A 25,734-nucleotide genomic window follows, 5' to 3' on the forward strand; every position below is an offset into this window, starting at 1 on the left:
TTCTTCCACTACAAAAGGCGATCGCACTCCTCTACTTAAATACCACTGTAATACTGAATGAGCGATTCGACAAGCTGGAAGTTAATGGTTGTACTGTTCATAAATTTTCTCCTTGGTACATTTTAGGTTTTAATGCTCGATCGCTCCTAGTGCTTTCAGAGTGGCTTTTTCTGCTTCAGTCAAGCCTTTTACCCCTGTAATATTCATCCCTTCATAAGGTCTCTTAGGTCTAAGCACTTGAAGACAAGTGTTGTTTTGCACATCCCATAGCCTAATAGTTCCATCTTCACTCCCACTTGTTAAAACTTGTCCATCCGGCTTAAAAGTAATAGATACTACCCAATTGCTATGTCCCTCTAGCGTTCTAAAGCAGTCACCAGTTTCGACATTCCATAGCTTTATCGTCCTGTCATGACCGCTACTGGCAAGAATTTGACCATTCGGACTGAAAGCAACTGCTCTAACTTGATTGTCATGTCCTTGTAGAGTTTTAAGGCATTCGCCGCTTGTAATACTCCATAGTTTTACTGTTCCGTCAGCACTGGCGCTTGCTAGGCATTGGTTATCAGGGCTAAGAGCAATTGACCAAACTCGATCAAGGTGTCCCTCCATCGTGTTTAAGCACTGACCTGTAAGACAATCCCAAATTTTTAGTGTTTTATCATCACTACCACTGGCTAAAATTTTACCATCCGAACTAAAGGCAAGCGACTTTATCAACTCGGTATGACCTTGTAAAGACTTTAAACACATCCAAGTTTTGCTATTCCAAAGTTGAATTATAGCTTCAGAGCAAGTAGCAAGTATGCTATCGGAATTAAAAGCCATTGGCATTACCCAATTATGACCGCTCACTTCTAACGTTTTAAAGCATTCATTGGTTTTCAAATTCCAAAGCTTGATGCTTCTGTTAGAACTTCCACTCACTAAAACCTGTCCATCAGGGCTGAAAATCAAGTTTGATACCCAGTTTTCGCTTACTTTCAGAATCTGGAAACAGTTGTATGTATTGGTATCCCACAATCTAAGTGTTCCATCATCACTTCCGGTTGCTAATGTTTGACCATCTGGACTGAAGGCAACAGACAAAACAAGATGATGATAGCCTTGGATAATCCTGAAGCACTGTCCACTAGACTTATCCCACAGTCTTGCAGTTTGATCATCTCCACCACTGGCAATAATTTGGTTATTAGGAGAAAAGCAAATTGAGCGAACCCAATTAGAATGCCCTCTCAAAATTTTCAGGCATTCACCTGTATCGACATCCCAGAGTCGTATGGTTTGGTCGAAGCCACCACTTGCCAGTAATGGACTATCTGAGCTAAAGGTTGCTGTGCGTACAGAAGCGGTGTGCCCTTCGAGAATATTCATGCATTCACCTGTATGAACCTGCCATAAACGCAATGTTCGGTCGTCATTGCTACCGCAGCTAACTAGCAGTTGACCATCAGGGCTGAATGCTACCGAAGTAACTGAATCAATATGTCCTTGCAAGACTCTTAAACACTTACCTGTATCGACATTCCAGAGTCGTATAGTTTGATCACCCCAACCGCCACAGCTAGCGAGTAGTTGACTGTCAGGGCTGAACGCAACGGATTGAACAGAAGCAGTATGTCCTTGCAAGGTTTTCAGACATTCACCTGTGTCAATATTCCACAGTTGAACCGTCTGATCTCCACCACTGCTGGCTAGAATTTGACTATCCGAACTAAAAGTTACTGCTCGGAGCCAATCAGAATGTCCTTGCAAGATTTTGAGGCACTTACCTGTGTGAATATTCCATAATCTGATTGTCCGATCGTTACTCCCGCTTGCTAGCAGTTGCCCACTGGGACTCAGTGAAATCGACCGTACCCAGTCAGTATGTCCCTTAAAAGTAGAGAGTCGTTCGCTGTCTTCTACTCGCCACAAGTGAATCTCTCCATTCGTGTCACCCGTAACCAAAATCTTTCCATCTACAGTAAATGCTACCGACAGCACGCTTCCCAAGCATTGAGTGAAGCTAGAATTTTTGAGATTTGCTTCAGCAAAGTTGACATCGCACAAATTAGCGCTTGTCAGGTCAGCGTCAATAATTATGGTACGAGAGAGGTTTTTGCCTACTAGACTTCCTTTATCAAGTTTAATTAGTAGTGTTGCCACATTACCACCAACATACTCAACCTCTGCTTCAGTTTTGTTCTGCGTTTCTTCAAGGATTTTAATTAAAGCATTTTGATTTGAGTGAACATTAGGAGCCAACACTGGCAACAGCAGATCCATCACTGCTTTTGATAATGGAATTTTTCCTATTCCTAGCCGTAATCTCTGCAAATCTTCACTCACGAAGTTCTTCAAAGGTGCGATCGCCACACTCCGTCCTGTCTCATCCAATGTTCGCTGAAAGTAAGCCGACCAGGTGTAATCTTGCGGTTCTGCACTGACACCTACACAAGACTGCATTTGTGCCAACTCCAGAAAATCAGGCGCGACTGCCCCTAACTCAGCTGCAAACTTATAGGCAACAAAGAATTCTAAGAGCGATCGATGGGCTGGCATATAATCCCCATCTGCATTGCGGATCAGCATTGTCTGCCCCATCATGTCGTAATGCCAATGATCCAGATCTTTTTCTTCTTGAACCACAGACCCAAACAAGCGACGAATGCGATCGGGAAACTCGCGATAGTTGAGGCTCATCCGGTCAGTGGACAACATCTCCCACGACAACTCACATAAGAAATAGAGCTTTTCTGCCAGTGAGGTAAACGTGCGCTCCTCCTTGATGTCTCGCTCCATCTTGCGTCGCACCGCATAAAGATACACCCGTGACATATCCACAGGCTTACCCGCCTCAATATCTGGTAGCGCTTCCAGAATCAACTCTGTCATTACTGGACGACGTGCCAGGTCTAGTAGCTGCGGATTGCCCATTACCTTTTCCACCGTAGCGGACTCCGCCTGCTGAGACATTACCTGCCGAATTTGCTCATCGTTAAATTTCTCCAGTTCTAGCACCTCAAACTGGGGCATTTCTCCCGTTAAGTTTGAGACTGATGCTTGCAATTGGGCGTTTAGCACATCCCGCCCTTCTCTAGCTTCTGGAAAATGCTCAGTCCGGCAAGTGAGAATGACCTTCGCCCCAGGTACCACCGCTTTCGCTAATTCCCAAAAGTTATTGATCATCTCCTGGCGATCGACCCGTGCTGCCATTTCATCAAACCCGTCGAAAATCAGCAGCAGTTTACCCATTCGATTCAGTTGCTCAAACGCAGAATAGGTGAGCGATCGCACCTCATGTTTGCGGAAGAAAAACTCTGAAAATAGCGACTCCACGCTCACTGCCTTAGCATAATCGCGTAGTGGAATCACTAAGGGCAAACGGGGACGCTCCACACCACGCTGCTGTGCCTCCCGGTAGCGTTTCAGAGCCTGACTGGCATAGTGAAACGCAAACCAGGTTTTACCCGTGCCAAACTCACCCAAAACCGAAATATGCTCTTTTGCCGGATCGTCTAGCCACAGGTCAATGTAGCCATCAATCCAGCCATCGCGATCGTCATAGCGGCTCATCCCCATCCGCTGCTTGGTGTCGGGGTCAATTTCCTCTTTGGTGCAGGCTAGCGGCACATACTTCTGCTCGATGCCCCGGCGCTGAATTTCGGATTCCAGCCAGTCCAGATAGCCGCCAAAGTCTGCATCTTGATCTAGCAGTTCATCGAATGTGTAGCAGCCTAGGTCATGATTCTCCTCCTTCTCAACCTCCTCTCGTGCCGCTCGACTGATGCGTCGCGCCGTTACCAGCCAGCCTTCATCTGCCCGCTGCACCTCTACCGACCGCCGCAACGCCTTGATGTCCTTCAGCCCCACCTCGCCATCGATGCCCCGTACCAGGATGCGATCGTACCGTCCCCGCCGTACAGGAATATCGATGATCCATTCAAAATAGTCATCTTGCCATACCTCATAGGACTCAAAGCGATAGCCTAAAGTCTCAAACCAACCCTTCATCTGCTGGGCGAGGGCAAAGGCTCGGCACTGGCTTTCCTGAAACTGGCGTTCTTGAATAGCTGCGGGAGTGGCGATCGCCCCAGGCAGTGCCGGGTAACTCTGAGCCGCAAGCCGCGCCATCTCTGTCCGCATTCCTTCCAGTGTAGGCAGCCGATGCAGCCGCTCTTGAATATTGCCAATTTGCCGATGCAGAGATTCAAGTTTCTGATTCGCTAAAACTTCAGCAGGCGTGCGGGTGCGCTTGGCAATTTCTATAAAAACCGCTGCAAACTGATAAAACTCTTGTCGAGCATCAATACCAAGAGCCTGAATTTGATCACCCAACGTATGCCCGGAGAGAAAGGCTTCACCTTCCTTAAGCAGCAGACTTGGATTGTTTTGATCTAATGCCTTACGAAAAATTTCTTGAATCTCTGCTTGTCGGAACAATTCCAGCACCGGCTTAGGCTTACCGATGCCATATTCCACCAAGGTGTACTGATAGACTGCTGTAAAGTCGGCAGGGGGGTGATCTGGGTCAAGATTGAGTTGCTTCAGTAGCTTGATGACAACCTCACTCCGCTGGAGCTTATTTTGAACCACTGGACTGGCAAAACCAACAATAATGTCAATTAGCTTTACTAGCTCAAGCACAGCTTCTCTCCTCCTGATTCAGTGCAGTCCCATCAATCTTTAATCGCTATTATCCAAACCCTAGGGTAAAAATAGTTGAATTAGGCGGATTTGCTTAATCTGAGTCTTGAACTTTCTCAGTCTTCTGACGACGCGCAGCCTGCACCAGCTTCACTCGATACAGATCGGCATCCTTGCGCCACACCACCCGATGCCCTTTCAACTCCGCACAGTGGTCTTCCAGGCATTTCTGCCAACCCCGACGATCGCCAATCTGTTTCCAATCATCTAGCAATCCCCAATCTGCTTCTTGCCGACTCAGCTTGGCGAACTTCTCGTGGAGCGGATAATCCGTCATTACCAGCAAATCCTTCTGATGTAGCACGGGCGGGTTGTCGCTATGGTCATAGTCTCGGTAGCTGACATGCAAATCCCGCAGGTCAACCTGCATACTGGTGTCTAGGGCAGGATGGGGATCAGCGTCAAAATCTGGATAGACCTGGTAAGAGATTTTGGGCTGACGGAAATGAAACTTGATCACATTTGCCTCTTCAGGACGACCGATCGTGCGAGAGGCGCAACCTTCGTAAAGACGGAGCAGCGGATCAAGGGCTTCGATCGCCGACACATGCACCCAAAGCGAATTGGGTAGCTTCTTGCCAACAGCACTGTTTTGGCAGCGAGCGCCGATGATCTCTAGATTGCCGAGGCTTAACAGTATCAAATCTGACGCTGTACAGGCTTGCTGATAGCCACCGAAGAGGGCTTTGATGTCGTTTTGCACGACTGAGGAAAACTCGCGCAGTTTGGGACGACGGCTGAAGTGGCTGAGGGCAAGATACACCAGCAAGTCCTGACGGCGCTTATCGGCGATCGCATCCCACTCCTGAACGTTGGTCGCCTGTAAAATCAGATGAAATGCTTTACGAAGCGTGCCAAATTCTGTCTGGATCGATGCGAAATTTTGAGTTTCTTCGGCGATGGGCAAGCGTCCGCGATCGCTGACAAACGCCATTAGGGGAGCCAGAAGCTCCTGGTATTCCTCAAATCGCCGGACGCTGGCTTTGACTCTGGGGGTCGTGGTGCGCGATCGAAACCGGGAAGCCCGAAAGCTCTGTGCCTGTGCTTCATCCCGAAACACTAAGTAGATACCCAGGGCGATCGGAATCGCATCGACTCTCAACACCTGATCGATGTAACCCTTCAGTTCTTCCTGCTCATAATTTTTCTGAAAGGTATTGCGACGCGTAATCACGCCATCGCCATAAATCACCGTGCCGCGAATGCGGTCTTCAACCAAAACCTGTGCGGCGACAATCAACACTTTCTGAGTCAGCGCCCAAGCCTTGATCAACGCCTCTCGCCGTTCTGCTGGATTTTCGATCACATTGATGACATAACCCAAATTGATGACATCGGCAGAGACACAGGGAGTATCAGGCTGATAGTGCGGGTCCCAGCCTGAACCCGAAAAGCCCTGCTCTGCCATGCGCTGAACATCTCCACCCTGCCCACAGCCGTAATCAAAAAACGTGGTTTCCGGCGTGAACAACCCTGCTTCTAGGGCTAAGCGAACAGGCTTAGAAAGAGCGGTACGAACCAAGGCAGCTTTGTGGCGATCGATCTTAGGCGGGCGATCGGCTCGGAGCGGACAAGCCAGCCGATGTCCATGCAGTTCAATTTGGTGAGCGTTCAATCGCTGCTGCCAGCCAAACCGAGTGCCAATCTCACGAGAGTTGTTGAGCAAACCCAAGCTAACCTGCTGTCGCGTTAGCTCAGCAAATTTGCTGTGGTGAGGATGGCTAGGCAAGAGAAAGGTTTCTTTGCGATGCAGCACGGGTGGATTGTCGGCATCTTGGTAATCACGACTGCTAACCTGTCCAGTACTCAGGTCTACTTGAATACTTTGCTGAAGGGCGGGATGGGCATCAGTCTCAAAGTTTGGGTAGAACAAATAAGAGAGTTTGGGCTGAGCCGTGCTGAATTTAATCAGCGTTGGAGCAATCGGCTGTGGAAGATAGCGTCGGGCAAGCTGCTCGTAACTTTGTAGTGTTGGGTCAAGATTTGGCAGAGCCGAAATGTGAATGTAAAATGCACCCAGTAGCCGTTTGCCGATCGCACTTTGATTACAACACGCCACAATTTCAGCGAATTGCTGCTCGATCGCCTCTGAAGCAAACGCTACTTGCTCTAAGCTGTCCATGATGCTCACCCAGTTGCTTAAAACCAGCATAGGGTATTGATCTAGATAAGGCAGAGAGAAAGAGTTTCAGTACGGTTATACTAAATCTAAGTAAATCTATCTTACCTAGTGCGTAAAATAGCGCTTTGGCTTTTTTACCACCACATCTAGCGTGATCCTCAAAATTTCTGCTACTGTTAGGAGCCATTGGGAAGACAAGAAGGCAAGCCATGAAGACCCTGAGTCTATTTGAAGAGGAGCGCCTGACGTTGCCGAAAAGCATTGAGCTATCGGTGGAATCGTTGCGTCACTATGGCTCTTTCTACAAACACTGGGCGATCGCCTTCTCTGGAGGAAAAGACTCTTCAGCTACCGTCACGCTCGTTGCCCATCTGATTGAAACAGGGCAGATTCCCAAGCCCGAAAGCCTGACGATCCTCTATGCCGACACTCGCCAAGAGCTACCGCCGCTCCACACGAGTGCGCTCAATATTTTGGATGCCCTGCGCGATCGCCTTCAGCCTCTCTTTAACAAAGGCAGTTTTGAAACTCGTGTCGTGCTGCCTGAATTGGATCACCGCTATTTTGTCTACATCCTGGGTCGGGGTGTGCCGCCGCCCTCAAATACGTTCCGCTGGTGTACGCCCAAGCTGAAAGTGATGAGCATGGAGCGGGAACTAGAGGCGTTACGCCAAGAGCGGGGCGAAAAGTTTCTGATGCTGACGGGAGTAAGGATTGGCGAAAGTGCTGCCCGTGACCAGCGGATCGCCGTGAGCTGTACCAAAGATGGTGGCGAATGCGGGCAAGGATGGTTTCAGCAATCTACGTCGAGTGCGATCGCCGATACTTTAGCGCCGATCGTCCATTGGCGTGTTTGCCATGTATGGGACTGGCTGCTTCATGCGGATTTGGAACTGGGTTTCCCGACGTTAGAGATTGCGAAGGTTTATGGGCAGGACGTTAGCGATGGGGAAGAGCCTATCAATGCCAGAACGGGCTGTATTGGCTGTCCCCTTGTCCAGAAGGATGCTGCACTCGATCGCGTTGTGGCCCAGCCGGAGTGGGCATACCTGAAACCCTTGGAAAAGCTTAGACCGTTGTATTGGGAAATTAAAAAGCCGCAGTATCGTCATCGTAAGCATGGAGAGATCAATAAAAACGGTTCTTTGGCAGCCAAACAGAACCGCTTGGGACCCCTTCATATAGATGCTCGTCGTTGGATGTTAGAGCAGGTTTTAGCGATTCAAGCAGAGGTAAATACGGCAGCAAAATTGCTGAGTAAACCAGAAATCAGCTTGATTAACGATGAAGAACTGTCGCGGATTGAAGAATTGATTGCTGCAAACACCTATCCTGAAAAGTGGGATGGGACTGAACACCGGGGTGATGAATGGCTTCCTGAAATTCTTCCCGATGGAAGCATTCAGAATCTTTTGTTTGATAATTCTGAATTTGATCCTGTTGGATGAGTCTCCAGACAATGGCTCTAATGGAGCTTAGACGACAAGGTTTGGCGGCGCTGTGCAAGGAATCAGACTAGCATAGTGCGCTTTCTTCACCAGTTTGATGCCGGGAAGCGGTGACTATACAAAAGATCACCACCAGTGGCAAGATGGGCTGACTGTAGCGGATATAATGACGCAGACTAAGGGACGTCGCAATCAAGTGTAATTTACTACAAAGTGTGAGAGGAGATTTATGGAGAAGCGAACCATTGCTGAGGCAGCGATCGAGGTACTGAAGGAAGCAAAGCAGCCCATGACAGCAGCCGAAATTACCCAGGTAATCCTTAATAAGGGGCTTTACAGCTTCAATACAAAAGACCCAAGGGCCATGGTGCGTGGGGCGATCGAACGGCGATGTGAGGGTGTCGATCGTAAAAATTCAACTGGAATTAGATTATTTAAGAAGCTTCCTGATAACAAGTATCAGTTAAAGGCATGATACGACGATCGGTACTATCTCAATTGTTTATCTACCTCTCGAATGAAAGCAGTAACTTCTTTCAGTAGAAAATCAATGTCATTGCTGGTAATGTTTAGTGCGCTTCCATCTTTTCGCTTTCCATTTCTGTGAACAATATCATGTCGATTTAGTATTGCTTTGAAAACTATTGAAAGATTCTTTGGAAAGCTAATACCCAAAGTATGATGGTAAAGCTCCCTTACTTTATCTAGCCTGTGATAAACCAAATCCATTAAGTATATTTGAACTTCATCCTTCAAAGAGTCAAACCGCAGAAATATCTCACCTAAATTTAAGGTTCTGGCTCGTAATTCTGGTGCTTTCTCTACCAATTTCCTAACACTTTCTTCATTAGAGAGTACTGTAGTAATGAATGCATCTGACAAATAACTTTCCATTGCCGTGATGATGTGACCATAGAGCATTCGATTAAGCGCTTGTTCTAATTCATCCTTCAAGTTTGGGGATTGCTTACTTAACTTTTCTATACTCTTAACTGCCGCTTCAAAATTTTTATAGAACTCCGTGTTCAGATTTTCTATAAAGTACTCATCTATATCATCATCCTTGGGAATTTTAGACCACTCTTTACAGGAAAAGTTATCTTCTATCTCTTTAGCAATCTTGAGAATAATAGCGGATGACAAAATGTCAGAAAATTCATTGTTTAGAACATCTAACGCCTCGTAGGGACCATCTAGGACAGACACAGAGTTCCCCTCTACATTATTTGCGGGCTTATATTCTGATAAGAACCACTCTTTTAATGCTCTAACTTGATACTCTAAGTCGCCGTCAGCGATATCTTGCAATGACACTGGCTTAATGCTATCAAGTTTTGGAAGATAGTATTTTCTTTGAGTCTTGCCCTTGTTGTTTTGGATTCTTTCTGGTGGCTCTAAAAAATAATATCGGTTATCTTCAGTCGAGATGAAATGTTTTGTCCTAGAGTATGACTTCTGTTCAGGAATTCCTTTACAATGTTTTCTGATCTGACCATTTACGATGTGGACTGGATCAGCAGTGTTGAACTCATAAAAGTTGTTTTTCACGATTTGTTGATAAGCTTCCTTTGCGGTCATGGGCTGACCTTTGATTCTCATAACTTCTTTGATGGCTTCAATAATGATCATGCCTAGTTCTTTTGAAGAATAAATTAGGTGAGGTCTTCATACTGAATAATTTCAGTGGATTTAAGGACTGTTATTATTAAGTTTTCGCTACTTTTAATGCTTGAATCAGCTGCTAAGTATCCGATACCCCGATGGAGATGTAGTCGAAACTGAGTTGCTAATGCCTCTCGATCTGTATCAAAGCCATCTTCGTAGCATCGTTGTTTAAGTGCTATCGCCAGTGAATCTCCGATCGCCCCTCCAAACACTTGCCAAGTCATCTCCACATTGCTGTCAGTAGGGACTGCAACAGGTGACGGTGGGGCTGGTTCTGCTAAAGAGCGGCAAAATGCCCAGCGGCAAAGGATGTTCCATTGGTCAATTTTGGTGACGCGCTTGAGCTTGATTAGCTGATCCTTGGCGGATTGGGAAATGCGAACTCGATCGACAGGGGGTTCCATAGGATTTACCAGAAGTAACCAGGCTTTACTTGAGTTTGATGCTTGGCGCGATCGTACTTCAGCAGATATTCACGGGCGATCGCACCATTCTCCCGCAACCGCTTCACCTCCGTCTTGCCAATCTCGGTATCAGTTGAGAGCAGCAGCACTTGGTGACTGGCTTGCGGAAAGTAGCGATCGACTAAATTATTGCGGTGGGAGGAATCAAGCCGACCCAAAGGGGTATCGATTGCCACAGGGAGTTGCCGACCAGAGGCACGGGCTAATCCCCACAGCAGTGAAATCGCCAATAGCTGCTTTTCACCAGCGGACAGCCGATGTTTGGGTACGGGCTGTCCCTCATAGTCAAAAAGGGAAAGGCTAAAGGTTTCAGTGTCAATTTGAACGCGCTGCACTAAGTTAGATTTGTGCAGCAAGTAGAGGAAGCACTCTGTCACTAGGGTTTCAAGCTGGTTGAGCTTGCGAAGCATTAGCTTTTGTTTGAACACTTTGAGCGTTTCTTGAACTTTGTCGATTGCGCTTAGAATATGCTCATCGTTCTTTTGGTCGATCGCCAACTTGCCATAGTCCATCAGTTCTTGTTGGGTACGAGCGATCGTCTGTTCTGCCTGTTCCAGAAGCCGCTGGCTCTGTTCACGATCGGCTTTGAGGCTCACAACATCCGTCTGCGCTTGCCGTACCTGCTGCACTAACTTGGCATAGATTTCTGGGGAAGCGGCAGTTGCCAAGTAGCGTTCGATCGTCTCAATCTCCTCCTGGCAGGCCTGAAGCTGCTGTAGCTGTTCCGCTGCTACTTCAAACTGATGAGGTAGGGCGTATTGCAGCGTGTGGGTGAGTTGATGCAGCGTGTCTACATCCACACCCAGCCAGTTTTCGACCGTTTCCTGGGCAACTGCTTTGTCCTGTTTCGCCAAAAACGATTGGATTTGCTTTACCTTCCTTGTCTCTAAGTCCAGCGACTTAACAAACTGGAGCAGCTTTTGACTCCGTTCTTCCAACAACTCTTTGGCAACTGACCACTGCTGTTGTCGAACTTCCTTCTGAGCTTGAGCTTCCGCCTGTTGAAGTAATGGCTGAATCAGTGCCAAAGGCAATACTCCAGATGCGATTTCACGTAAGGCTGCACGATGAGCATTAGCGTTGTCTCTTACCTGCTGTAATTGGCTCTCTTGCTGAGTTTGCTCTGCCGCAATTTTCCCCCCTTCCGATAGAAATCGTTCTTCTGCCTGCCGCCGGTTCTCCTCTACTTTTTCCAATTTTTGTTGAACCGCTGCGGTTTTCTTTTTAAGGGTACGGCGTTCTTCCTCCTGAACTTCTAGGCGTTGCTCAATGTCTAATAGCTGCGCTTGCTCTTGAGCAGTTGCTATGGCTTTACGCTTGCGAGAAGTCAAGACATCGAGATCGGCAGAGAGGCGATCGGGCAGTTCGAGTCCCAGTAGCGATCGAATGGCGCTGGTGACAGACTGTGGCAGTGTGTCCTGGTCAGCCAATTCGCCGACCTGCTCGCCATCAAATAGGAACAGGCGGGAGATTCCCAGGGGTAACAAATCCTCAATGCGCTCATCCCATTTCTGTGCAAGATCGGGGGCGATGTCTTCATTGACGGTAATTCTTAGGATGTCTCGATGACTAATCTGCTCAGTCCAGGTACGGTAGATTCTAAATTCGGTGGGTTGCGCCTCGTTATTTAGCGTTTGCTGAAAGCCCAGTTCGATCGCGGCATCTTGTGCCTGCCGATTAATGCACTGTTTGAGGAATTCGGGGTAGCTGAGGTTGCTGCGAGTTGAACAGGAAGCGCGATGCCCATAGAGTGCCAGACGGATAGCATCCATCAGCGTCGTTTTGCCACCGCCGTTCATGCCGCCGAATAGAATGATGCTTTGCTGATCCTTTCCAGGACGCAAATTGAACACCCACCGCCCTTTGTAGGGACCAAAGTTTTCTAAAGTTAGTTCTTGAAAAATCATGTCGCCGCAACTAAAGGAATGACTGTGATTAAGTCGGAGAAGCGATCGAAATCTTTCACATTATGGGTCAATAGCCGATCAATCCCAGAGGTGAGCAGGGTGGCGACGATATTGGCATCATGAATTTGACGACCGCCCATCGGGATAGTCTGGAGCAAATTTAATAATCTTGCCGTAACTTGGAAACTATCCTCAGCAATCTGAAAGCGTTGCTCAAAAAACTGAATCCTTTCAACAATGACTTCAGGCGGTTGAATATTCACAAAGGTTTGAGGACGCGTTAATGCAGCAATAAATTCGCGCAAAATTTGCCGACTGATCCATAAGTCTGCCCCTGAGTTATCCAGGTTTTGCAATCTTTCAATGGCGAGTTGATGATAGGGTGCAGAACTAACGTTGGCATAAATCAAAACATTCGTATCAACAAAAATAGCTCTATCGCCCGAAGTCACCATACATATCCTCACGTCTTAGTGAAAGATCAGTGGGCCAGGGGCCATAGTCATCCACTGGAAATTTGAAGGGTTGGCGTTGCTCCTGAGTAGGCTGTTCTTCCATAACTAAAACAATCTGGTAGTCTCCAGCAGGAATTTCTGGAGGAAGCTGAATTTTTAGTTCATGATCGGAAGTAATTGTGGCTGTAATCTGTAGGGTTCGCATCGTTGGATGGCTCAGTGCTAACTTGTCTTTTCCAATTATGGACTCTCGCTGATTCAGATTTCCTGACGGTTGCCGAATTTTAGGTTTGCCCAGGAAGGCGCTGGCTGAGTCTCTTGGGTCGAGGCTGTGCCATCGGTTAGCTGTTTGACGGTCTCTACATCTCCAGCTTTGGCAGCTTTTTTGATGTTCCAGTTGCGGTGGGCGTTGTCGATCGCCTCTTCTTTAGGACGAGAACTGGTGTCAAAGTGTTTTTCGAGGGCATCGATGATTCCAACCCGCCGCGACATGGTTTGAAACTTGCGCTCGGTGCTGAGGAGCCGAGTCATGAGTTCAAAGTGCATGGGGTCATCGCAGATTTCCTCTAAGATGCTCCATTCATCTAAGCCAAGTTGAGTGCTGCCAGCGTTGGGGCGGGGATCAATAAAGTCTTCCCCTGTCACCTCTTTGTAAATTGATGGCAGAACATCGTCGAACTCGTGAAATTCCTCTAGCCAAATCCGGCGAATCTCGCTGATTTCATCGATCGCAATCAGTTCAATGTTTTGCATTAACGCAGGGGCATTTTCCCGCACTTCTGTTTGAGCCTGGAGTACTCGTCGCAGCCATTCTTCTCGCCATTGCTTGGTGTAGGGACCTGGAATATTAACAATTTCTTTGGCATTCAGACTGTCCACATTGCGCTCGTACAGTTGAATTTGTCCTTGTCGCCGTCGAAAATCACGGCGATCGAGGTCATTCTCCATATCCAGTTCGTTTCGTAGATCGAGGAGCGGCTGCATCCACTCTTTTTCTTCATCATTTTGGATCATTGCCTCCATTGATTTGTCGGCGCTGACCAAAGTGCAGACCCAGCAGCCAAACCGAGAGCTACCGCAACTTGGCGTAGACGTGTCAACAACCAAGGGACATTCGTTGTCTGCCGTTGCACCTCGATACATGGCAAATAGGTCTTTGTTGTTATTGCCCCAAGGGTTTTGCCATTGCAGCAAATACAGCCAAACCTCATCGGTGCGCCAATCTTCGATTGGGGTATAGATGAGGGAGTTCGGGCGGCTGGGGTTGTAGTTGAGGTGAGAAAAGACACGCCAGTTGCGGTGCTTTTCCATCAGGGCTGCCCGCGATGCGCTCTCAGCCTTGCGGGTTCCCAGAACTAGAATAACTTCGCCACTTTCGCGGATTTTCTCGCAGATGTAGTTATCTGACGGTTTGATCTTGAGACGCGCGGTACACCAGCGAAATCCTTGCCGTGGCGCAGGATAGCCTTTGCCAATGAGATTTACCCAAAAGGTATCTTTGACGGCGGGTTTAAGCAGAATTGGCTCAATGGGCATATTTTTCTCTTTGGCAACCGCCCCCATCACGGTGAGCGATTTATCGACCTAGGCAGAGACGACCAGATTTTTGACCATCGTATCGGTGGTGATGACATGAATGGTCTTGGTACGCTTTTCAGGGGGAAGGGCGGCGATCGCATTCCACACTAGCTGAAGCACCGCTGTCGAATCTTTACATCAGAATAGTACAAATGAACTTCAAGTGCTATAATAAGTTTACGTAAATGTTCTTCAGGAAAGCAGATGAGCGCACGGATCGAAAAATTCTATCCTTTGTTGCTTGGCTTCTTGGTAGGTATTGCAAGTCTTTATGCTGCAAAAATCTATGGAGTTTCTGAGAACTTTAAAGATATTTTCTCCGCCGTCATTAATATTTGTGGAATTACAATAGGATTCCTTGCTACTGTAATAACAATCATTCTTGCATTTAATGATCAACACGTTATCAAACAGCTTAAGAAGACTGGTAGTTATAAAAGAATCTTTAATTATTTTATAAGCTCAATTCAATGGTTCTTTACAATATTGTTGCTAAGTGCAATTGGCTTAGTCCTTGACTTCCGTACGAGTTCAGCTTGGCAGCCATATTTCATTGGCTTATGGTCATTTGCACTTGCTGCTGCTTTTCTCAGCTACTACCGAGCAATTGATATCTTCACCGTTATTCTTCGTTCGCTAGATTAGTCTCTGGTTTACCTCCTTTAAACTAAAGATTTCGTCTTGTCGTCTCTGCCAAGCTCTACGAAGTGCATCACAACGTGAAGTGTATGGAATACTGCGCTCCTGCCCCATTTGCAAGCTTACAGTCTCTCTCATTGTTTCTTTGAGCAGATTTTTGATATGGATAGCTTCATTATCCTCGTCTGCCCCTGAAATCCTTATTCTAGAGATTTCTCCTGGATGCTTGCCTTCCCATCTAAGTAAAGATTTCACTGTAGTTTGTGTGCTGCTTGTGTCCAAGGAATCATTTTTAAGATGTCCAATAGAAAACTTTAGACCGATACTTGGTGCTTTGTACTTATTCATCAAATCAATTTCTTGTTTCACACTCAAACCTTGATCTTGGAGAAATTCCATATTGTTTACTTCTGCAACTCGAAGTCGGTATTCGAATGTCCTAATACTCCTCAACCTCCCAAGTCGCTGCAAAGCATCTTTCACAATAATTGGATCTGCAAAAATCTGCGATTGAAAGAGGTTTAATACAGAGCATCCCAAAATTTCCAAGTATCTCAGAAAGGAAGGAATAGAAACTCCTACTTGAGTAGCGTGAAAAAGCAAAGTTTTAGTTGCAGAGTGATATAGAAAAGCTGTTTGTTCTCCTAAGCCCTTGTTCACTGGAAGATTCAAATCTTCGACTCCACCTTGCAAGCCCGCTATGAAAGGCAACCCACTCATGCGAATTCGCACTATTTCGCCTTCAAGAAATTTATTACCAAGATTTTCCACTTCTAATAGTCGATGTATGCGAACGGGTGCGGTGTTAACAGTCTGTGTTCTATCGTTCTCAGGTAAAGCATATATCTGTTTAAGGAAATCCTCAAAATTCAAGTTTGCATTTTCCGGCATTTCAATGGTGTAAAAATCTATCCTGGCAACCTTAGTCATTAGTACAGAGTAGTTAGGTGAAACACAACATTGCGCTAAAGATAGCGTGATCTTAACTTATGCTCACCAAAAATAACTACATCTGTACTATTTTCTGCTACTCTACTTGAATTCTTCGGCTAGCAACGCTAATAAACTCCCCTGTATTTTTAATTTCAACAGGATGGCTCCACTCGCTACCCGCGATGATATTGCGGTTGTGCAATAACAGAATCATGCGATCGACGGCTTGACGGGAAGCAGTGAGCGTCATTTTTACAGGTTCATCATTTGGGGAAAATCGAACAAAACTGTCCATAGGCGGTTGGTCAGAATCGCCTGAAGAGCCTCTATCAACGAACATTTTAAGCACTCCTTAAGCTACAAAGAGAAACTGTCACACTAAATTGTCACAGTCCATTTAGTCTTTATAGATTATCACAGTCCATTTGGACTGTATACGAGAATGCAAACCTCTGACACGATTGATTATGCTTCAGTCAAATTGTGCAATTTAGAGGTATGGGTAAGGCAGGAAGAGTTCTGAAAGCGGTTATGGAAAAGTACGGCATCAGTCAAGGAAAGCTTGCTGCCGTAATGAATATTGGCTCTTCTAATGTCTATCGTTGGGCGAATGAAGTGAGAGATCCGACATCAGAAACTGTCATTGCCATTATCAAAGCACTAGAGGCAATTAATCCTGATGCAGCAGCAGAATTTAGAAGTCGGTATGTTGATGATTCGGAAGCTTAGGCGATATTCCAGCGTTGACGATGCCAATCCAGTGATTCAAGTCTTGGATAGTGAGTGGCTTGAGTCGGTAAATTGATTAGCTCTCCATCAAAATCCTTCATCGATCTTGTGTCTTGGGGAGATTCTTCAGTAAAGCGATCGTGCGGAATGATAATCCGGTAATCTTCGTTGATGCCGAACCATCCGCGATCGAATGCCCAATGATGATTTTTGCAGAGCGCTAGACCGTTATCAAAGCGATCGTCTCTAAATTCAGAGAATGGTTTAATGTGCGCTCCGTCCACAATATTCTGACTATCCAAACTAATGATTCTCAGTCTACAAAACGCGCAGCGCTGACCGTACAAGGAGACAACTATTTTTCTAAAGGCTGCATCCCTAACAACGGTTTTTGCTTCGTCTGCTAGATCCTCGACGCTGTAGGTTTCACCGCCTTTCTCAAAAAGCCGTAACTGAAATTCCTGAAAAGCATCAACCTGATACAGGGTTTGGAACTCTCTTTCCCATTCAGAAAACCATTCTTGGACTATGGCAGTTATTAAATAACTTCTTGATTCTGAATCATATAAAAGATTAAATAGATCGTCATCTAAAAAAGCATAGTTGACTGCATTTCTCAAAGCCGTCAAGCTTTTGAGTTTAACTTTGGCAGCGATCGTAGACTCAAATCCAGGATTAGGCGACAAATGCCAAAAACCATCGCCAGTTAAATGATAAAATGGTAAGGCGATATCTGAGCGATGAATATCTGAACCTAAATGAGTCCAGTATTTCAGGAACGTAGAAATCAACTCAGCCGATAGAAAAATCTGATTTTGTTGAATTTCGCCTTGCTGAAGTAACTCAATTACAGACAACAGTAAGATCGGTTTATGAGGTGCAACGCTACCATGAGCGCGATCGACTCGTAATTTAGAAAACTTTTTCACGTAAAAGCTGAGATCTTTAGTCATCTTGGATCACGCCTCATCAATAATCTGCTGAATTTCCTCAAATCTGCCAGGAAACCATCGAGCGATGAGAACTGTCATTAAGCTACTTCTGGAAAGTGGATCTTGTAGGAACTCAAATAAATCCTCATCTAAATGAGCGTATTTTATTGCTTGTTTAACTTCTGATAATGTTTTTAACTTAATCTTAGAGGAGATGAGATTTTCAAAACCTGGGTTAGCCCATAAGTGCCAAAACTTACCGCTTCTCATGTGAAAAAATGGACGAGAAATATCTGGGTTATGTTGCTCTGAGCCTAGAAAATTCCAATATTTATGGAATGTGTCGCTTAGTTCAGAAGACAAATAAATCTCATTTATGCTTATGGTTTCTCTCCTAATTAAGTCAATGACAGATAGCAGCAGAATTGGCTTATGCGGTGCAACTCCATGAGCGCGATCGACTCGCAACCGTTGAAACTTCTTAGCATAGTAGCTTAGAGCTTCTATCTTGGCTACTTCATCTCTCATTAAATGACTGCACTGTGATCCGTACTTTCAAACTTTATCAGAACACCCACAATAAAGCTGAGTCGAAAGAAGTCCCTGCCAAGACCGCACATTCTCAAACGCCAGTACAGGCGCTAACCCAAACTTTTGACACTCCCGCGCCCACTGCTTCACCAAATGCCGATATGGATAAACGATTAGCAACGACTGAAGCTGGATTTCCTCATAGAGTTCCGCCGCGATCGCCAGTGCCGTAATGGTTTTCCCGCTCCCGGTTGCCATCTTCAGCGTGCCTTGCCCCTTGTTGGTAAACCAGTTGGCGATCGCTTCCTGCTGATAAGGACGCAGGGTTAACCAAGCTGGAGTCACCGGATAAAAAGACGGAGTGTTAGATGGCTCTGAAGGGGAGATAGAATAATCGCCCTGCGGCTCCTGACTTTTAATTGCAGGCTGCTCCGTCACCGGAAATTGAGTCGGGCACAGCCGCAAGAGCGATCGCCTTGCCGCTTCAGGAAATTCTAAAATCTCCAGCGTTGGAGTCTGGTTTTCCCAGAGGCGTTGAAAGTCCTCAAGTTTCTCAGTAACCCGCTCATCATCCCCCGATCGCCATGAACGAAACACATCTACACACTCAAAATTATCGATCAGCCCGCTAGCACTCTCATTTGCTGATCCTGTGAAGACAACGACATTGCCATCTGCGTCTCTAAAAATTCCCAACTTTTCATGGTAAATACCGCGCTGATAGGGGTCTTGATGCACCGCTAGCTTGATTTCCAACAGCCCCTTGCTCAGTAGCCATGCCAGATAGCCCAGACGATCGTTGGCAGTTGATTCTGGCTGCTCCAGTTCTTGCAGCAAAGAGACTGTGATCACCGCTTCTCGCTGCTTTAGACCTTGGGCGATCGCCTCGGCATCGTCCTGGGATAGGTGAGGAGAGGCAATCAGCCGCATTTTACCGCCTGACTGAATCAGCGCCGTAACGCCCTTGGCTGCTGCCGCCAAGGAAGAACTGGAAAAGAAGCCGACCGCGCGATCGTAGGTAAGCGATCGCTCTAAGCAAGGAATGTAAAAATCTTCCAGTAGGCTGTGGCGGTCACTACGATATTGATTGCGTAGATCGAGATGCTTCAAACTCAATGAGACTGCCCCCAACTGTTCTGTCTCTAGTCTGCCCCACTCCACAGCAATCGGATACGACGACTAAAGCCGCCGCGCTCAGTCTGTCTCCGCTTCTGTTCTGCTAACACTGCCTCGTGGTCAATGTTATGGGCTGCCATAAGTGCATTCATTACTTCACATAGATCGGCTAACTCGGCAACCAACTCTGTAGAAGCTGCTGCTGAAGCTTCTTGGGCTTCTTCCATCAGTTTTGCCCGTAGTGCTTGGTGAAATTCCTCCTTACTCATGACTTCTACCGCACACCTCTGTCCTGTCGCCTGAATAATTTCGGGGATGCGATCGCGTACTAACTTGTTATAGACCTTTCTCATTTGCTTGTATTGATTCAATAGTTCTAAGTGATGGTATCAGTTTGGGCTACCTCATTGGGCTGCTTGTCCTTGCTACACTGAATCTAAAGCACCCAGAGACAGCAATGCAGATTACACTGGAAATCCCTGACGACTTGGCTTCCCAGATAGGATCTTTAGAAGACCAACTCCCTCAGATCCTACAGTTGGGACTACGGGAATTGCACGCAGGTGCTCAGGTCGGTTTTACTGGAGCAGCAGAAGTACTGGAGTTTCTGGCTGCATTGCCGTCTCCAGAGGAAATTATCTCATTGCAACCCTCTGAAACCCTTCAGGCTCAAATCAACAGCTTGCTGGAGAAAAATCGTACACAGACGCTAACAGTAGACGAAGAGCAAACCTGGCAACAATACCAATACCTTGAGCATCTCGTTCGGATTGCAAAAGCTCAAGCACTGATCAAGCTAAAACAGCGTGCTTTGTGAGTAGCTATATCCCCGCCGCATTGCGTCGTTTAATATACGACCGGGCCAAGGGCTGCTGTGAATACTGTTTTACGCCCGAAATCGCTTCGTTTGCTTCTCACGAGGTTGACCACATCATTGCGGAGAAGCATGGTGGGCTGACGCAGGAAGATAACCTAGCTTTATCCTGCACCCTTTGTAACAAGCACAAGGGATCTGATCTCGCTTCGATCGACCCCCAAACGGGAGAAATTACACCTCTATATCATCCTCGACGCGAGTACTGGCTTGAGCATTTTTGCCTTGTAGGGGCAGAATTTACTCCTTTGACTCCAGTGGGTCGAGTGACTGTTCGCCTACTACAACTGAATCGGAGCGATCGCGTCAAGGAACGCCAGCTATTTATCAAAGCAGGTGTGTTAGATTTACCCTCTGCAAAAAGCTAAAAGCTATTTCAATCTTTTGAGGGCGATCGCCGAAGTAGTTTGCAATTTCGCCCCATCCCCACTGAATTCAAATGACCTAACTTGCACCAAAGTGACCCAAAGTTTTATTGATTGGGGGAAAATTGGGGGAATTTATTAACAAAAAGCTTGAAAGCCTAATCTTTGCGTTGTTTTACGAGGACTGAAAATCCTCGTGTCACCAGTTCAAGTCTGGTTCCTGGCATATAAGTAAATCAATGTACGGCCGCACGATAAATGTCGCTGATCGCAAGTGTGACTGTGCATGTAAAGTGGCGCAATTTTCAGGTCTATGCGTTGATCTTCCGCTTCCTGTCGTTGGATGTATTGTCGCACCGTTGCTTCTTCGCGTCCCACCGTTGAGACGTAATACCCCCGCGCCCAGAAATGTTACCCCCACAAAGTTCTTTCGCTTTCCTCCATAGTTGCGCGCGATTGCATAGAGCTTCTCTCCGCCAAAAGCGTAGGCACTCTTGCCCTTGAAAAATCCTACCACTTGAGATACCGAGTGCTTTGGTGGAATTGAGATCAGCATATGTACATGATCCGAGCACAAATTCCCTTCTTCAATCCGGCACTCTTTCTGCCGCGCTAATTCATAGAACACTTCTCTTAGATACTGCCGTAGCTCTTTGTACATCGCTTTGCACCGATACTTTGGGATGAACACCACCGGGTATTTGCACTCCCATTTTGTATGACTTAAACTGCCTGCGTCTTTCATAAGTCTTCTTTGCACCTACCCTTCCTTGATAAGTGGTAAAGAGACTCTTTCCTACACTTACATCTCTGTCAAACTGTGACTCCTGGAACCGTCAAACTTTGCGAGTTCCCCAGCAGAGCTGAGGGTTTACCCGATTAAGTTAAAGACACTCTTGCTTAGCAGCAGAAGTACCTGCATGGGTACTAGGCGATCGCTGACGCAACACCTGAGAATGGGTGCAACGGCGTTCTGTTAGAGATAGTAGCTCAGAAAAATTAGAGGTTAAACTGCTCACGCCACAAAGGTTTAGGAACAGCGGCATATAGGAGACAAGCATGGCAGCTACCTTAAGAATCAGGAGCATCACCTGTATTCCTTGTTTGAGAAATAAAAAGCTTAGGATATGCGTTCAAAACGCGCCTCAGTCAGGGCAATGTAAAACAATTACACTTTGCCCAAACGGGAACTCTCAGCCCATTAATCTTTCCTTTCGGGTCGAGGGTAAAATCTGCTTCTACCAAATCGGTGAGTCTGAGCCAATTTACACGAGCTATCCTTCCGTTAGCCCGCTTCAGAGCGACAACAGAACCATAACTTTGCAGGCTACTATCCAACAGGCTGGAGGCTGTGAATTGAGATTATCTTATAGGGTTACCCCGAACCAGAATGTACTAGCTTTTGCATTAGATTTTGTGGTTCTCTCCGCGACCACCCTGATTCGCTACATAGGAGATTTCCTCTCTACCCTCTTTGTCCTCTTGTTTAGCCGATCGCAACTAGAGGAACAAGATCCACTCATCGAGGACACCGTAACGCCACCTGAAGAACCGTCTACTGAAATCCCAACAGAGACTTCTACCGAGCAAACTCCTCCGCCAGAAGACTCTTCTCCAAAAGACAGCGATCTATGACCAGCAAAGGGCGATCGCAAGTTTCAAAGCTCAATATTGGTACTTCGATCGCACTGGGTCTGATTCTGGCGTTTAGTCGTGCGACCCAAGCAACGGCACAGCAGATACCCGATCAAACCCTGGGACGCGAACGCTCACGAGTTCAGCAAAATGTTGAAGTTCGAGGCAGACAAGGCACACAAATTGGGGGCGGTGCTATCCGAGACACCAATTTGTTTCATAGCTTTCGCCGCTTCGATGTGCAAGCTGGACAGCGCATCTATTTTACAAATCCATCGGGTATCAACAGTATTCTGGTACGGGTGACGGGCAGCTCGGCTTCTACAATTAACGGCGTACTCGGTGTCGCGGGAGATGCCAGCCTATTTTTGCTTAACTCCAACGGCATTCTATTTGGAGAAAACGCCCGATTAGATATCAGAGGAGCCTTTGTTGCTACGACGGCGGCTGCCATCCACTTTGCCGACCAGGGCAGCTTTAGTGCCACTGATCCTGATGCCAATTTACCCCTGCTAACCGTTCAACCATCGGCTTTGCTCTTCAACACGCAACCTCAACCGATCGTGACCCAGCAGGCACAGCTAGAGAGTAGGACTGGCTTAGCCTTGTTGGGCGGGAGAGTGCAGGTGAACGGCGGTCTACTTCAATCAGAAGGGCAGATTGCGCTGGGAGGACTGGCAGAATCAGGGCAGATTGCGATCGCCCATGAAGCAAACCGCTGGCAAATCGACTTTCCTACGCAAGCTAGACGATCTGATGTAGTAATCGATGGTCGTCGGAGTATCCCCAGTACAGCCAGTCTTAAAGGCAATCAGTTAACCATCCATGCAAACCAGATTCAGCTCGATCGCGCCAGTCTAAGAGCAACCCCAAGCGCTTCTGGTACACCTGGCAGCATTCAACTGGAAGCTCAAGGGGCGATCGAGCTAAATGAAAGTGGACTCAGTAGCGTTAGCTTTAGTCAATTGAACGCTTCCGGTAATGTTGGGTTAAAAGCGAATGGCAATGTAACTCTACAATCCAGTACGATCGATAGCTCGACCTTCGGCAGTGACGATGGCGGTAGCCTCGTCATTCGCGCTCATGCCCTCGCGCTCAACGATAGTTCTGCCTTATTGACCGTCACTACAGGTGCTGGCAATGCAGGAAATATTTTTGTTTACACCGATACAGATATTACCCTACGGGACAGCAGTCATGTCTCTGCTGCGACCGATGCCAATCCAACTCTGGGACTGGGTGATGGAGGAGAGGTGATTTTCTTGTTTGGCGGTACACTCTCCTTGTTAGATGATAGCTATGTCACGGCGATCAGCCGTGATCAGGGAGAGAGCGGCACGGTGCTTCTTACCCAGACCAACCCAACTCGGAGCGCTACTGAACCGCTGACTGTCCTGGATGCTCAGCTCATCGATCGCGCCTGTAGCACTGCTGACACTCACCTGAATAAGTTTGTCATCACGGGTCGTGGGGGGATATCGCCTAACCCCACAGATTCCCGCAGCCTTGAGGCGGCGATCGTAGACTGGGCAAGTTTGCCAACAGAACCGAGGCAGGAGCAGCCGATTTCACGGCAGAATAGCCGAGTAGCTGACCGTCGAGCAATGCGGACTCCAGCCCCATCCCAGATTACCGAGGCTCAGGGCTGGATTAGGGATAAAAACAATACCATTACTCTGGTAACGCAAGCCTTGGCGATCGCGCCCCAATCTGGTGGGTTAGGTAGCCTGAGCTGCAATCCACCCCAAGCTACTGAAGTTGGGGAGTAAAGCGATCGCTTTACCCAGAATCAGGAGATCGCAAAGTCTTCCTATTTTTCCTAAAAGCTGGATTTCAAAAGCGCTCCGCGCTTTTGAAATCCAGCTTTTAGGGTTTTGTGGCGCGCTCCGCGCGCCACAAAACCCTAATTTGAGATCTACTGAGAATGCGCAGGTTACTATTGTGCCTCCGGAGAGCGTCTGGGTGTAGTGTAAAGAGGTTGCTCATAGTTAGAAGCAATGCATTTCTCCAATAAGTTAGAAGCTACGATTAGCCGCAACTCCAGTCTTCTGATCGTTGGACTTGACCCTAATCCAGAGATGATGCCTGCTGGCTATGGCGATCGCTCCAGCCAGGATGCGCTCATTGAGAGCCTGCGGGCTTGGTTGCAATGGACTATTGCTCAAACAAAAGATTTAGTCTGTGCTTACAAACCTACGCTGGGTTTTTATCAAGCTTTGGGCAGTGCGGGAATGGAATTGCTTCAAGATATTCTTCATTCCATTCCCTCCCATATTCCCGTCATTCTGGATGCCAAGCACAGCGACTTAAATACCAGCAGTTTGATTGCCCAAACGGTTTTTATCGAGTGGCAAGTTGATGCAATCACACTTAGCGCTTACCCTGGGCAGGATTTGGTTGCTCCCTTTTTGGTTTATCCCGGCAAGGCAGTATTTGTGCTGTGTCGTACTGCTAACGCATCTGCTGCCAAATTACAGGAAGACCCAACATCTGAATCTCCTTTCTATCTCCATGTCGTTCAGGAATCCAAGAATTGGGGCACGACCGATCAACTGGGATTAGAGATTGGGACAACGACACCAGATGTACTAGAGAAAGTGAGGGCGATCGCTCCAGAGCGGCTGATTCTGGTGCGGAGTATCTGGCAGGAAGAGGTGAGCCTGCCTCAAATCTTGGCAGCGGGATTGAACCACAACGGAGAAGGGCTGCTGATTCCGATCCCCCAAGACTGGATGAGCCAGGAAAATTTAGCTGAGCAGGTGCGATCGCTGCGAGAGCAGGTTAATCAGGTCAGAACGCAGACGGTTCAAGAAAACTTAAGCTGCGATGTATGGTTCTCTAATGTCTGCACCCTGAAGCAGCACCCACACCTGGATTTGATTTTGCAATTGTATGATGTGGGCTGCATTCTTTTTGGCGACTTTGTTCAAGCCTCTGGAGCCACTTTTCCCTACTACATTGATCTGCGCAAGATTATTTCTAACCCACAGCTTTTCCAACAGGTGTTGAGCGCTTATGCAGAAATTCTTAAAGACTTGAGCTTCGATCGCATTGCCGGGATTCCCTATGGAGCTTTGCCCACTGCGACCGGACTGGCGTTGCAGATGAATCGTCCGATGATCTTTCCTCGTAAAGAAGTCAAGGCTCACGGGACGCGCCGCATGGTTGAAGGCAATTTTGAGCCGGGAGAAACGGCTGTGGTGGTAGATGACATTTTGATCAGCGGCAATAGCGCAATGGAAGGAGCCGCCAAGCTTCAATCTGTAGGACTGAAGGTGCTGGATATTGTAGTGTTTTTAGATCACGAACAGGATGTTAAAGATAGGCTACGAACCAATGGGTATCAGCCACACTCGGTGCTTACAATTTCGGAGGTGATCGAGACACTCCAGCAGGCAGGTCGCATCAGTGAAGCAGAAATGGGAAGGTTTAAGTCGGAGATGCATTAGAAATTATCTGACACAACGATCTAATCCTATAAGTTCGCCTTGAGAAATAGGACTACCAATTTGTAGGGTTAAGCGCGATCGCTCCTTCAATGAAGTTTGTAGCAGAATGACTGCTCAAGCGAGACAAACGGCAAATCTGCGGGGGCAAGATACTTGGCATAACAAGACAGCCAGAACCCCTTTTTCAAAATAACTCTTCTGCC

The 25,734-nt window shown here is 47.1% G+C and carries 23 protein-coding genes and 2 pseudogenes; 9 read left to right on the forward strand and 16 right to left on the reverse strand.

The genetic code is table 11. From position 1 onward, the window contains the following. Positions 1 to 129: 129 nt before the first annotated feature. Together AC5JMP_RS25665 and AC5JMP_RS25670 are read right to left on the reverse strand one after the other, a co-directional pair. On the reverse strand, positions 130 to 4,629 hold the full coding sequence (locus AC5JMP_RS25665) for a WD40 domain-containing protein (protein ID WP_495854349.1): 4,500 nt from the start codon (positions 4,627 to 4,629) through the stop codon (positions 130 to 132). Positions 4,630 to 4,723: 94 nt separating this feature from the next. Further along, positions 4,724 to 6,841: a DNA phosphorothioation-associated putative methyltransferase gene (locus AC5JMP_RS25670; protein ID WP_495854350.1), complete on the reverse strand. Its 2,118-nt coding sequence runs from the start codon at positions 6,839 to 6,841 to the stop codon at positions 4,724 to 4,726. Positions 6,842 to 7,020: 179 nt separating this feature from the next. On the opposite strand from AC5JMP_RS25670, the gene AC5JMP_RS25675 reads away from it, so the two are divergent. After that, positions 7,021 to 8,259, forward strand: coding sequence for a phosphoadenosine phosphosulfate reductase domain-containing protein (locus AC5JMP_RS25675; RefSeq protein WP_495854351.1), 1,239 nt, complete (start codon positions 7,021 to 7,023; stop codon positions 8,257 to 8,259). A gap of 229 nt (positions 8,260 to 8,488) precedes the next feature. Continuing rightward, positions 8,489 to 8,734 (forward strand): winged helix-turn-helix domain-containing protein, encoded by a 246-nt coding sequence (locus tag AC5JMP_RS25680; protein ID WP_495854352.1) that lies wholly within the window; start codon positions 8,489 to 8,491, stop codon positions 8,732 to 8,734. A 14-nt stretch (positions 8,735 to 8,748) separates the two neighbouring features. On the opposite strand, the gene AC5JMP_RS25685 is transcribed toward AC5JMP_RS25680, so the two are convergent. The 6 genes and pseudogenes from AC5JMP_RS25685 to dndC form a co-directional block, all read right to left on the reverse strand. Beyond that, on the reverse strand, positions 8,749 to 9,888 hold the full coding sequence (locus AC5JMP_RS25685) for a hypothetical protein (protein ID WP_495854353.1): 1,140 nt from the start codon (positions 9,886 to 9,888) through the stop codon (positions 8,749 to 8,751). A 23-nt stretch (positions 9,889 to 9,911) separates the two neighbouring features. Continuing rightward, positions 9,912 to 10,328 (reverse strand): DNA sulfur modification protein DndE, encoded by a 417-nt coding sequence (gene dndE, locus AC5JMP_RS25690; RefSeq protein ID WP_495854354.1) that lies wholly within the window; start codon positions 10,326 to 10,328, stop codon positions 9,912 to 9,914. A 5-nt stretch (positions 10,329 to 10,333) separates the two neighbouring features. Next, positions 10,334 to 12,295, reverse strand: a complete 1,962-nt coding sequence (dndD, locus tag AC5JMP_RS25695) for a DNA sulfur modification protein DndD (protein ID WP_495854355.1) — start codon at positions 12,293 to 12,295, stop codon at positions 10,334 to 10,336. Then, positions 12,292 to 12,750 carry a type II toxin-antitoxin system VapC family toxin gene (locus AC5JMP_RS25700; protein ID WP_495854356.1) on the reverse strand — a complete coding sequence of 153 codons (459 nt, stop codon included), beginning with the start codon at positions 12,748 to 12,750 and terminating at the stop codon, positions 12,292 to 12,294. The genes dndD and AC5JMP_RS25700 overlap by 4 nt, the downstream gene beginning before the upstream one ends. After that, positions 12,731 to 12,955 (reverse strand): hypothetical protein, encoded by a 225-nt coding sequence (locus AC5JMP_RS25705; protein WP_495854357.1) that lies wholly within the window; start codon positions 12,953 to 12,955, stop codon positions 12,731 to 12,733. Before AC5JMP_RS25705 ends, AC5JMP_RS25700 begins: the two co-directional genes overlap by 20 nt. A 53-nt stretch (positions 12,956 to 13,008) precedes the next feature. Beyond that, positions 13,009 to 14,463, reverse strand: a pseudogene (gene dndC, locus AC5JMP_RS25710) (DNA phosphorothioation system sulfurtransferase DndC); the annotation flags it as partial. A 69-nt stretch (positions 14,464 to 14,532) separates the two neighbouring features. Between dndC and AC5JMP_RS25715 the strand changes: the two are divergent. Next, complete coding sequence (locus AC5JMP_RS25715; protein WP_495854358.1) at positions 14,533 to 14,973, forward strand: hypothetical protein; 441 nt, start codon at positions 14,533 to 14,535, stop codon at positions 14,971 to 14,973. On the opposite strand, the gene AC5JMP_RS25720 is transcribed toward AC5JMP_RS25715, so the two are convergent. Both AC5JMP_RS25720 and AC5JMP_RS25725 read right to left on the reverse strand, forming a co-directional pair. Next, positions 14,965 to 15,897, reverse strand: a complete 933-nt coding sequence (locus AC5JMP_RS25720) for a DUF6731 family protein (RefSeq protein WP_495854359.1) — start codon at positions 15,895 to 15,897, stop codon at positions 14,965 to 14,967. The genes AC5JMP_RS25715 and AC5JMP_RS25720 overlap by 9 nt on opposite strands. Positions 15,898 to 15,994: 97 nt before the next feature. After that, positions 15,995 to 16,240, reverse strand: coding sequence for a hypothetical protein (locus AC5JMP_RS25725; protein WP_495854360.1), 246 nt, complete (start codon positions 16,238 to 16,240; stop codon positions 15,995 to 15,997). A 158-nt stretch (positions 16,241 to 16,398) separates the two neighbouring features. On the opposite strand from AC5JMP_RS25725, the gene AC5JMP_RS25730 reads away from it, so the two are divergent. Further along, positions 16,399 to 16,629: a helix-turn-helix domain-containing protein gene (locus AC5JMP_RS25730; protein ID WP_495854361.1), complete on the forward strand. Its 231-nt coding sequence runs from the start codon at positions 16,399 to 16,401 to the stop codon at positions 16,627 to 16,629. Here the strand turns inward: AC5JMP_RS25730 and AC5JMP_RS25735 are convergent. The 4 genes from AC5JMP_RS25735 to AC5JMP_RS25750 are packed head-to-tail and all read right to left on the reverse strand — an operon-like array spanning position 16,626 to position 19,561. Further along, positions 16,626 to 17,582, reverse strand: coding sequence for an HNH endonuclease (locus AC5JMP_RS25735; protein ID WP_495854362.1), 957 nt, complete (start codon positions 17,580 to 17,582; stop codon positions 16,626 to 16,628). The genes AC5JMP_RS25730 and AC5JMP_RS25735 overlap by 4 nt on opposite strands. Before the next feature lie 6 nt (positions 17,583 to 17,588). Continuing rightward, complete coding sequence (locus tag AC5JMP_RS25740; protein WP_495854363.1) at positions 17,589 to 18,089, reverse strand: phosphorothioated DNA-binding restriction endonuclease family protein; 501 nt, start codon at positions 18,087 to 18,089, stop codon at positions 17,589 to 17,591. A gap of 27 nt (positions 18,090 to 18,116) precedes the next feature. After that, positions 18,117 to 19,253 (reverse strand): DEAD/DEAH box helicase family protein, encoded by a 1,137-nt coding sequence (locus AC5JMP_RS25745; protein WP_495854364.1) that lies wholly within the window; start codon positions 19,251 to 19,253, stop codon positions 18,117 to 18,119. Next, positions 19,235 to 19,561 (reverse strand): pyrophosphohydrolase domain-containing protein, encoded by a 327-nt coding sequence (locus AC5JMP_RS25750; protein ID WP_495854365.1) that lies wholly within the window; start codon positions 19,559 to 19,561, stop codon positions 19,235 to 19,237. The genes AC5JMP_RS25745 and AC5JMP_RS25750 overlap by 19 nt, the downstream gene beginning before the upstream one ends. A gap of 104 nt (positions 19,562 to 19,665) precedes the next feature. Between AC5JMP_RS25750 and AC5JMP_RS25755 the strand changes: the two genes are divergently transcribed. Together AC5JMP_RS25755 and AC5JMP_RS25760 are read left to right on the forward strand one after the other, a co-directional pair. Beyond that, positions 19,666 to 20,025: a hypothetical protein gene (locus AC5JMP_RS25755; protein ID WP_495854366.1), complete on the forward strand. Its 360-nt coding sequence runs from the start codon at positions 19,666 to 19,668 to the stop codon at positions 20,023 to 20,025. Continuing rightward, positions 20,022 to 20,450: an HNH endonuclease gene (locus AC5JMP_RS25760; RefSeq protein WP_495854367.1), complete on the forward strand. Its 429-nt coding sequence runs from the start codon at positions 20,022 to 20,024 to the stop codon at positions 20,448 to 20,450. The genes AC5JMP_RS25755 and AC5JMP_RS25760 overlap by 4 nt, the downstream gene beginning before the upstream one ends. 204 nt (positions 20,451 to 20,654) lie before the next feature. On the opposite strand, the pseudogene tnpA reads toward AC5JMP_RS25760, so the two are convergent. Beyond that, a pseudogene (gene tnpA, locus AC5JMP_RS25765) lies at positions 20,655 to 21,192 on the reverse strand (IS200/IS605 family transposase). A gap of 139 nt (positions 21,193 to 21,331) precedes the next feature. Further along, positions 21,332 to 21,535, reverse strand: a complete 204-nt coding sequence (locus tag AC5JMP_RS25770; RefSeq protein ID WP_495854368.1) for a hypothetical protein — start codon at positions 21,533 to 21,535, stop codon at positions 21,332 to 21,334. 328 nt (positions 21,536 to 21,863) lie between these two features. Here AC5JMP_RS25770 and AC5JMP_RS25775 point away from each other — a divergent pair, with 328 nt between their 5' ends. The 3 genes from AC5JMP_RS25775 (at position 21,864) to AC5JMP_RS25785 (ending at position 25,531) form a co-directional block, all read left to right on the forward strand. Then, complete coding sequence (locus AC5JMP_RS25775) at positions 21,864 to 22,082, forward strand: hypothetical protein (protein ID WP_495854369.1); 219 nt, start codon at positions 21,864 to 21,866, stop codon at positions 22,080 to 22,082. Next, complete coding sequence (locus tag AC5JMP_RS25780) at positions 22,079 to 23,851, forward strand: filamentous hemagglutinin N-terminal domain-containing protein (protein WP_495854370.1); 1,773 nt, start codon at positions 22,079 to 22,081, stop codon at positions 23,849 to 23,851. The genes AC5JMP_RS25775 and AC5JMP_RS25780 overlap by 4 nt, the downstream gene beginning before the upstream one ends. A gap of 228 nt (positions 23,852 to 24,079) precedes the next feature. Continuing rightward, entirely contained in the window at positions 24,080 to 25,531 is a 1,452-nt protein-coding gene (locus AC5JMP_RS25785; protein ID WP_495854371.1) for a bifunctional orotidine-5'-phosphate decarboxylase/orotate phosphoribosyltransferase, read from the forward strand. The last annotated feature ends 203 nt before the right edge of the window (positions 25,532 to 25,734 follow it).

Source organism: Drouetiella sp. (assembly GCF_059504425.1).